9 protein-coding genes are annotated in these 8,548 nt (G+C 45.5%); 7 read left to right on the forward strand and 2 right to left on the reverse strand.

Annotated features, from left to right (window positions below):
* The 5 genes from C7K08_RS16145 to C7K08_RS11440 form a co-directional block, all read left to right on the forward strand.
* Positions 1-180 (forward strand): hypothetical protein (locus tag C7K08_RS16145; RefSeq protein ID WP_206603844.1); only part of this gene is annotated, 180 nt, incomplete at its 5' end.
* A complete protein-coding gene (locus C7K08_RS11425) occupies positions 177-1,316 on the forward strand; it encodes a tetratricopeptide repeat protein (RefSeq protein WP_106500735.1) in 1,140 nt (379 codons plus the stop codon). The genes C7K08_RS16145 and C7K08_RS11425, both read left to right, overlap by 4 nt.
* Complete coding sequence (locus C7K08_RS11430) at positions 1,309-2,601, forward strand: sulfotransferase family protein (RefSeq protein ID WP_106500736.1); 1,293 nt, start codon at positions 1,309-1,311, stop codon at positions 2,599-2,601. The genes C7K08_RS11425 and C7K08_RS11430 overlap by 8 nt, the downstream gene beginning before the upstream one ends.
* 103 nt (positions 2,602-2,704) lie before the next feature.
* Positions 2,705-3,550 (forward strand): calcium-binding protein, encoded by an 846-nt coding sequence (locus C7K08_RS15575; protein ID WP_161955902.1) that lies wholly within the window; start codon positions 2,705-2,707, stop codon positions 3,548-3,550.
* Between the two features lie 69 nt (positions 3,551-3,619).
* Positions 3,620-5,218, forward strand: coding sequence for a galactosyltransferase-related protein (locus C7K08_RS11440; protein WP_106500738.1), 1,599 nt, complete (start codon positions 3,620-3,622; stop codon positions 5,216-5,218).
* Here C7K08_RS11440 and C7K08_RS11445 read toward each other — a convergent pair.
* Entirely contained in the window at positions 5,193-6,047 is an 855-nt protein-coding gene (locus tag C7K08_RS11445; protein ID WP_106500739.1) for a hypothetical protein, read from the reverse strand. The genes C7K08_RS11440 and C7K08_RS11445 overlap by 26 nt on opposite strands.
* A gap of 2 nt (positions 6,048-6,049) precedes the next feature.
* Positions 6,050-6,634 carry a hypothetical protein gene (locus C7K08_RS11450; protein ID WP_106500740.1) on the reverse strand — a complete coding sequence of 195 codons (585 nt, stop codon included), beginning with the start codon at positions 6,632-6,634 and terminating at the stop codon, positions 6,050-6,052.
* 229 nt (positions 6,635-6,863) lie between these two features.
* Here C7K08_RS11450 and C7K08_RS11455 point away from each other — a divergent pair, with 229 nt between their 5' ends.
* On the forward strand, positions 6,864-7,790 hold the full coding sequence (locus tag C7K08_RS11455) for a glycosyltransferase family protein (RefSeq protein ID WP_106500741.1): 927 nt from the start codon (positions 6,864-6,866) through the stop codon (positions 7,788-7,790).
* Positions 7,791-7,795: 5 nt separating this feature from the next.
* The coding region (locus C7K08_RS11460) for a glycosyltransferase (RefSeq protein WP_117434645.1) at positions 7,796-8,548 on the forward strand (753 nt) is incomplete at its 3' end.

An 8,548-nucleotide genomic window follows, 5' to 3' on the forward strand; every position in this document is an offset into this window, starting at 1 on the left:
CCTTATTTTCATGGTATTGCAGCTGAGCAGGGCCTTAACTTCCACAGCTGTGAGCAACCTCAGCGGCCACCAGCCCTATTGCAAGATCTGCTTTGGGAGGGCCCAAGCAGCGAACCAATCCATCTAGATCAAGCCTTGGTTCATAGGAGTGTGGAGCTGATTATTAAGATGAATTTATGAACGATGTTTCCCGAGCCACCGCCTCTGGCATTGATGATCTGCTGCTGGCGGTGGAGCTAGATCCAAGTTGCCCTGAAACCTACGAAGCAATTTCTGATCAATTGATGGTTAAGGGTTATGGCGCTGAAGCAGCTCGCTGGCGGAGTTGGTCGTTACTGCAACCAAGCAGCAGCAATTTAAATCAGGCCATTGCTGAATTAAGGGAGTTGTCTTTAGGAAGGCCAAGCCTGCTGGATAAAACAGAGCAAATCCTTAATCAAGCCCAACAGCTATATAGCGAAGGCTTATTGCAGCAAGCCAAGGATTTACTTGAAAGCCTAGCTTTTACAAACTCTTTGCCAGCTGCAATTTGCAATCGGGTGGGAATGCTAGAGGCCCAGCTTGGTGATCATTGGCGGGCCGAGAGCTGGTATCGCACAAGCCTGTTGCAGCAAGCGGCCCAGCCGCAGGTGTGGTTTGCGATAACTCGCCTTCTTTTGAATCAAAGTAGCTGGGATGAGGCCATCGAAACAGTTGAGCAAGGGCTTATCTTTAGCCCAAAACATCCTTGGGGCTTGAAGTTGCGAATGCAGGCATTGCAACTTTCAAAAGGATGGCGAACTTTAGCGTTGCTGGATAGCAAAAACGAATTACCACAACTAGATCAACGCCATGGCCCTTTAACTGCTGGCCGCAGTTTTCAATGCGAAAAGATAAAGTTGGAGTTAAGTTTGCAAGAAAAACTACGCCTGCGGCACCTGCTAATTAATCAACCGGCTTGCTGGTGGGCACTAAATTTTCGCCAAGCTGATCTGCTACTTTGGGCAAAAAAACAGGAACTACTACCAAAAAATCTCACGCTCAAAGTAATAGCAAGCCCGGATCCAATCTGCTTGCAGGCTGATTTAAATAAGCTATTTGATTTAACTATTTCAGTGGGCTCTACCTATGGTTTGGGTAATGAAATTGCCCCTGGTTTGTTAATGCTTGCCAGGGGCCCCCATAGAGCCCTACCTCGCGCCTTAGCTCCATGGCTCAATAACGAATCAATTCCTCTGTTAGCACCTATTGGTTTGCTGAACAAACCACCGGCCAGAAAGATGGTTTTCGGCGCTGGCGGCTGGGAACTGTGGTGGCCAAACAGCAGTGATGAATGAGGAATTTTCAGCTATCTGGAATTGGCTTGAGCAACAAGATCTAGCCAAGGCCCGCAGCAAGCTGGAGCTGCTGCCGGAACCAGCAGATGAACAAGCAATTGCTTTGCGCCACCTGCTCTTAGCTGAATTGCTACGCAGGGAGGGAGATAACAGTGGCGCTGATGGGCAATTCAGGCTTGCTTGCCAGCTGATCACAAACTCGGGCTGGCTGGCGGTTGCATGCCATTGCAATGGCTTAAATCTGCGATCGATGGGTAAATTTGTAGAGGCGGCTGAAGCGTTTCTTAATGCCCTGGAGGTGCAGCCAGGCCATGTTGCCAGTGTTCATGCATTGCAGTTCACCAAGCTCAGCACAGAAAACATCAAGGCGCTTCTGGGGCGCCTCAGTTCGGTAGTTAAACCAGCTCGCCAGTTTCCTTTGGGTTTGCAACTATTGGCTGATTGGGAATTTCAAATTGGCCAAAGGCATCAAGCGCTTGAGCACAGCTATTACTCTGCGCAGCTCAGCGTTTCTGCTCAGCAAAAACAGCTGCTCAATTGGGGAGCTATTCCCAGCTTGCCAGAGGCTTTAATTATTGGAGCGCCCAAATCAGGCACCACCTCCCTTGCTGCAGCCCTTTCCACGCATCCACAGCTATGGATGCACCCACGCAAAGAACTGCATTTTTTAGATGGCCGTTGGGAATGGGGCCAAAGCTGGTATCGCTGCCAATTCCCTGTGTTTCAAGCTGCGGCGCAAATTATTCGCCTTGAAGCAACACCTAATTACCTACAGCTACCTGAGGCGCCGGAACGCTTGCATGGTTTGATGCCAGCAGCTCGCCTAGTGGTGTTGCTGCGGGAACCATTGGATCGGGCCGTGAGCTGGTATCACCACATGACAAGGCAGGAGGGTTTAACCAAACCCTTGGAGGAGGTGATCGAAACAGAATTAAATGGCTTGCTAGAGCTCAGCAAGCAAGAGCGTAGCCAGCTGGGCTGGTTTGGCAGTAACTGCTTGGCAGGTAGTTTCTATGGGGCCCAGTTGGAGCGCTGGCAGCGCTTCTTTAAGCCCGAGCAGTTATTGGTGTTGCGATTTGAAGACATAGTTTTAAATCCATTGTTGGCCAGCCAAAAAGTTGCTTTGCATCTAGGCGTAGATCCAGATCTGTTGTGTCCAAAGCTTGCGTTAGCCAAGCTAAACGCAGCCCCTGCAACGTATTTGGCCTTGAATCCAGGGCTAGCAGAACGCTGCCGCGAAACCCTGCTAGCTGCTGATTGCGACCTTTGGAGAGGCCTGAGCTAACCGTCTTAGGGAATGGGACACTTGCTAATTTGGCATATTTCTAGGAAAAAAATTGTAGCCAGACGAGTTCTGTGGTAAATTAGATTTAAATCAGATTTTTCAAATGTCATTTGTAATTAACGACCCCTCACCTGTTTTTAAAGATCCACTTGATGTTCCTGTGTTGGCAGCTAACTCCAATCCAAACACAGTTGTTGCAACCGCAGCTTCGGGGGTTCAAGTTGGAGGTGGACCCACTCCTGAAAAACCCGATATTGTCCCCTCAACTTATACAACGGTTGCTGCACCAGCTGGTCAAACCGTTCAGCTTGTAGTTTCGGGCAATGGTACCAGGGTAAACGTAGCTTCTGGTGCTGCAAAGATCGCAGCTGTTGGAGGGGGTGCAATTGTTGAATCAGCTATTGGTGGAACTGTTTCAACCGGTGCTCGAACTATCGAGTTGGGAAATTCAACCGTTGCCTACAATGGTGGTGTTGTTGCCACTGCAGCAGTAGTTTCTGGCAATGGCAGCGGCACTCAAACTATTGCCCAAGCAGCAGGGAACATCGCTCCAGTTGGTGGGTTTGCTTATTACGGAGCTGGTGGTTCTGGAAATGACGGGATTGAAGGCTCCAGCCTGAACGACTTCATTCGCGGTGGTGCCGGCAACGACACCATCAACGCCTTTGGCGGTAATGATTTAATCCGTGGCGGTGCTGGTTCCGACCTGATCCAGGGCGCCAGCGGAAGCGACACCATTTACTACACTGCCGATCAACTTGACGGCAGCACTGACACAGTTACAGACTTCACCACCGGTGTAGACAAGATCGCCGTTGCCAGCACTTCTGTAGCCTCAACTGCCAACATTTCCGGCTTGGGCACAAATACCATTACCTTTACCGCCAGCGGCACCAAGGTAATCAGCGGCACCTCTGCAATCCAAGCCAGCGACATTCAGTTCGTCTGATCTTTATTTAAAAGTATCAACCAAAGCCATCCATTCAATAATGGGTGGCTTTTTGTATTCAGATAATCCTTGCTGGATCCAATCGGGGATGGAAGTGATCAAATGGAAGTGATCAAAGGAAACCAGGCCCCTTCCCCGCAAGGAATACTTAGCCTCAGTGTGATCACGGTTGCCCAGAACCGCACCGAACATCTGCTCGAATCCGCCGCCGCCATCGCCCGTTGGAATGGCCACAGGGAACACATAATCTTGGACTGGAATTCCAGCCCAGCGATTCTGCGGGGTGATCTGCCCGATGATCCGCGGATCCGCCTGGTGCGCGTGGAAGGAGAAAAACAATGGTGGCTAACCCGGGCATACAACCAAGCGGTAAAACTCTCCCAGGAGTATTGGCTGCTGAAAGTAGATGCCGACTGCGTTCTGGAAAATGCCTTTTTTGAAGCTTTTCAACCCGATCGCGCAACCCTTCAAACCTGCTGGCATCACTCTGGCCTCGCCAGTGAAAGTAACTTCGGTAGCTGGGGATTGTTTTGCGTTGAGCGTGGGGCCTTTCAACGCTGTGGTGGCTTTAACGAATGGCTATTTGGATGGGGATTTGACGATACAGACCTTTACGAAAGAATTCTTGAAACTCCTAATACTACTTTAGCCCTATTGCCTAAATGTGGTGTTCATATGCTCCATCATGATAATATAAGTCGTTTTGGTGCTAACTATCCAAACAAATATCATCTTTGGGCAGGCTGGCTGTTGGAGGCTCAGCGACAAGGCAATATCTACATTGCAAGTTGTAGTAGAGAAGCTTGGAACAAAATTGGTCCTGAGCGATTTGAACGGACCTCTCAAAATGATGCTTTGCCATCAACCACCTGGCTGAGAATTAAAAGACAGCGAATGCTGCGTTCGCTGGTTATTCAACCTATGCAAAAAATGGTATCGGCCATAAGTTTACTTATGCCTGATTATTTAATACGTATGATTTTAAAAATGGTTGGGCTATTGGATTGGCCTCATTGTTCAACTCTTCCTCCACATGGTGAGGAGGGAGTTCGTAGCCTTGGGCACCGCCGCTATGTGGGTGGACTATGGAAGCAAATGGGTACATTGCAGTTTGAATTCTTAATTGAGCAAGGTTTAAAACCAAACCACCGTTTGCTTGATATTGGTTGCGGTAGTTTGAGGCTTGGTAGTCGTTTGATTCCATATCTACAGCCTGGTAACTATATAGGTATTGAGAAAGAACAGTCCTTGCTTGATGCCGGGTTACTTTATGAATTGCCAGATCAAGTAATTAAAGATCGTAAACCAGTCCTAATTCAATCTAGCAATTTTGAATTTGAGCTTATTCAGTGTTATGTAGATATGGCAATAGCAAATTCGTTGTTTACACATTTACCCGCTGAACACATTCTGATTTGCCTTAAACGTTTAAAGCCTTGGCTAAAACAAGGCGCTTGTTTATACGCAAGCTTCTTTGAAGTGAGCCATGAATATGAAAACCCCATATATCCGCATGATCATGGTTTTTTTGCTTATACTAAAGCGCAGATGCTAAATTTTGGTGTTGAAGCTGGCTTAACTGCTCATTATATTGGCAATTGGAATCATCCTCGCGGTCAAAAGATGATGGTATTCGAGCAGGTTAGTGCGCATCCGGCATTAAATTAAATTTGAGAATCAATCTTTCAATTTCTTCAATAAGTTTTAAACGATCCTTGCTGAAGGGTGATCTATCTATCTCAATCCTGAAATTCAGAACATTTTTTATATGGTTTTCATCAGCACCTGGGGATAAATAATTTATTAGCCCTGCTAGCTTCTGAACAGGATCTAACAAAAGCTCTTCGTGAGTTAATACCTGAGCATCTGGGAAATCAGCTTGACTTTGTTTTAACCAATTTAATTTGCGTTGATATTCAGTGGTTGATTTTATTAAATATTTGTGATCAAATAATGCAGCCATCGGCCAGCGTTGAAACGTATATGTAAGTCCCTTATCAAATGCACCAGTACATAAGGAAAAATGCCAAGAAGCTGCTGAACGAACTACATTTGAGCGACGCAAAAAAATTAGATTATATTTAAGTTTTTTATCTTGGTTTTCTAACCAATTCCTTCGGGAAAGGGGCTCCCATAGTTGATTAATATGCTGCTTTAAACTGATGTGTTCTTGATATGGCTGTACTTTACAACTGAAGAATAATTGAGGGTCAAATACTGGTGAAGTAGAACGTGCTCGAATAATATTTTGCCACGGTCTTTTGCCAAAACGTTTCAAGGCGGAGCGGATTTGGGCATTTGGATTGCAGTATTCAAAAGGGCGCCCGTAACCTAGTTCCCAGAGTTGACGGCATAGTAAATAAGACCCCGACCGTGGTAAAGCCACAATTAATATTAATTGAGCCGCCTTACTCCCGGAAGTTTCTAAATCACTGTTATCAAACCACGGTGAAAGCATCTCAAGCTCACCTAGTTGGTAAACCTCTCTTAATATCATTTTTAATTATAGGAATAGGGGTTAACTTGAGTACCACCCAACGCAATGCAAAGTTGGGCAAATAGCAGGTCATAGGTTGCCCATGGCCGTTGATAGGGCTCTGCATCAATATCAAATATAGAGGTAAGTGCAGGAGCGGATATCCTTAGTAAGTTATGGCGTTGCTCGATTGCAGGTGCGCCTATTTCAAAGCTAACAAGTGTGGCCGCTACGTTGTAATTTGTTTTTAGCATATTTACGAGCTCACTGGCAAAATCAGTGTTTAGATTTGGGTAAATGATTTCTTTGCAGGAGCTTTTGATTCGATAGCTCTCAAGATCATGGGCTGGTATTAACCCTTCAAATATTAGCATGCACTTGTTAGCAGCCAATAGATACTGATGGAGCCTGTTAAATAGAAACCGATATTTTGAATTAATTTCTTCCAGTTGATTTTCCAGATTTTGCAGGCTAATTTCTCCCGTAGAAAGCCTTTTGAAGTCATGAACATGTAATATTTGATCGCGATTATTTAAAACTATTTGACCGGATTGAGTTAAATAAATATTTTCGCATTTTAGATTGAAGTTGTATTCAGGCTCTAGCATTCTGAATAGGGAAGTGGCTGGGGTTAACCACCAGTCGAAAGGAAATGCTTTTGGGTTATTAAATAATCTACGTAAGTGAAAAGCGGATCTGCAATATGGCCCTGCAGAAAATACTAGGTCGAAATGATTAAGGTGCTGCGTAACTAAGGATTGCCCGTATAGTGTTGAAATGTTTTGCATTTTTATGAGAGTGTTTTAATATAATATCGGGGGAAGGATCTGTTTAGCAATGCTTTTGTTAAAAGATGGTTTTGATGTGCCAGTTCTGCTCATTGCTTTTAGAAGGCCAGATCTTACGGCGCGCGTTCTAGCTGCAATTCGGCTTGCGCGTCCGCAGTTCTTGTATGTATCAGTAGATGCTGCACGCCAAAATTTGCCCTCTGAGGTTAGGCAGGTTGCTGCTACTAAGGAAGTGATCAATTACGGTGTCGATTGGCCTTGCGTTGTTAAGCAACTGCACCAAACTAGCAATCTGGGCTGCCGCCTCGGCGTTGAAGCAGCCCTTGATTGGTTCTTTAGTTTTGAGAGTGAGGGTGTTATTTTAGAAGATGACATTATACCTCAACCAAGTTTTTTCCCCTACTGCCGTGAACTTTTGAGTTGCTACCGTTTTGATCAAAATATCGCGGCTATTTCTGGTGCATCCGTTGATCCAAGGCCTGGTTCAAACAGCGCGAGTTATCGATTTTCGCGATTTTTACCAGTATGGGGTTGGGCTAGCTGGCGCAGGGCTTGGCAGAATTACGACCGAAACGCGTTGAATTGGCCAGAAATGCGTAAATCAACCTTGCTGAGTGAGCTGGGTGGCAAGCATTTTGCTCGAGTTATTAGTAGTCGCCTAGATGAAGTTGAATCAGGATGTTGCGATACTTGGGATTATTCTTGGTTCTTGTACAATTGGCAAGCGGGTCAACTTGCTTGCGTTCCAAACGTTAATCTTGTGGAAAATATTGGCTTTCGTGATAGCAGAGCTGTGCACACTAAACTTGATCTTTCTTTTTTGCCATCCCCGCTTAACTTAACTATTCCCCTCTGTCACCCAATGAATCGTGATATAGATTTTGCTTTAGATCGTCGTCTTTTTGATAGGCTTTACGCACCTTCTGTGTGGTTGCGGGCATGGAGAAGGCTTGTTCGTCTGAGCCCCTTCCGTTAAAACTGATGGATGCCACAGTAGTAGTGCTTTGCCGTAATAACCCAAGTGAGTTGGGGGAAACACTGCATTCACTCAAAGGAGCAACTGATGGTTTAGGACCACACTATCAACTTGAGTTACTGGTGATCGATGGCTCAAACAACAATGCTTGCAGCAAGGTTTATTATTCCATTATATTATTAAACTGGAAGTGTCGCTTTATTCACCGATTCCCCAATGGTACTTACGATGCAATGAATATCGCTCTAGGAGAAGTTAAAGGTAGATGGATTGCATTCATGAATTCTGGAGATATCTATTTGAGAGGTGGCTTTGCCTCTTTATTGCTCTATGCAGAATCTCAATGCGTCAAAGGAAGTTTTAAGCATCTTGGTGCAGTTTTTGGGCAAGCCTGGATCGAGCCTCCTGGCTTGCCTCTTCGGTGGCTTACACCCAATCCTCGACTGGATAAAATTGATGTCTGGTTGAGGCACATGGTACCCTGTCATCAAAGTATGCTTTTTAAAACAACTTTCGCTAAATCGAATCCGTATCACTTACGTGCAGGTTCAAAAGCCGATCGAGCTGTGATCAGAGCCTCTTTGGCACCGCCCGCTGAAATTTCTTATTTATCCAAACCTGTTTGTGTTTTCCGGCTTAATGGTCAATCGAGCCGTCTATTTGATTGGCACAGCATAACTTCTCCTGGCCTGGCCTATAATGAACGTTTGGTTGAAATGATTAAAATTATTATTAGTCCTTTTGCTACTGTGTATCCC

This window comes from Synechococcus lacustris str. Tous (genome assembly GCF_003011125.1).
In the GTDB taxonomy this organism is placed as follows: Bacteria; Cyanobacteriota; Cyanobacteriia; order PCC-6307; family Cyanobiaceae; genus Synechococcus_D; species Synechococcus_D lacustris.

Excerpts from the sequence above, each read along its gene's own strand:
- C7K08_RS15575 (WP_161955902.1), top strand. The coding sequence starts at position 2,705 with ATGTCATTTGTAATTAACGACCCCTCACCTGTTTTTAAAGATCCACTT.
- C7K08_RS11455 (WP_106500741.1), top strand. The coding sequence starts at position 6,864 with ATGCTTTTGTTAAAAGATGGTTTTGATGTGCCAGTTCTGCTCATTGCT.
- C7K08_RS11430 (WP_106500736.1), top strand. The coding sequence starts at position 1,309 with ATGAATGAGGAATTTTCAGCTATCTGGAATTGGCTTGAGCAACAAGAT.
- C7K08_RS11450 (WP_106500740.1), bottom strand. The coding sequence starts at position 6,634 with ATGCTAGAGCCTGAATACAACTTCAATCTAAAATGCGAAAATATTTAT.
- C7K08_RS11445 (WP_106500739.1), bottom strand. The coding sequence starts at position 6,047 with ATGATATTAAGAGAGGTTTACCAACTAGGTGAGCTTGAGATGCTTTCA.
- C7K08_RS11425 (WP_106500735.1), top strand. The coding sequence starts at position 177 with ATGAACGATGTTTCCCGAGCCACCGCCTCTGGCATTGATGATCTGCTG.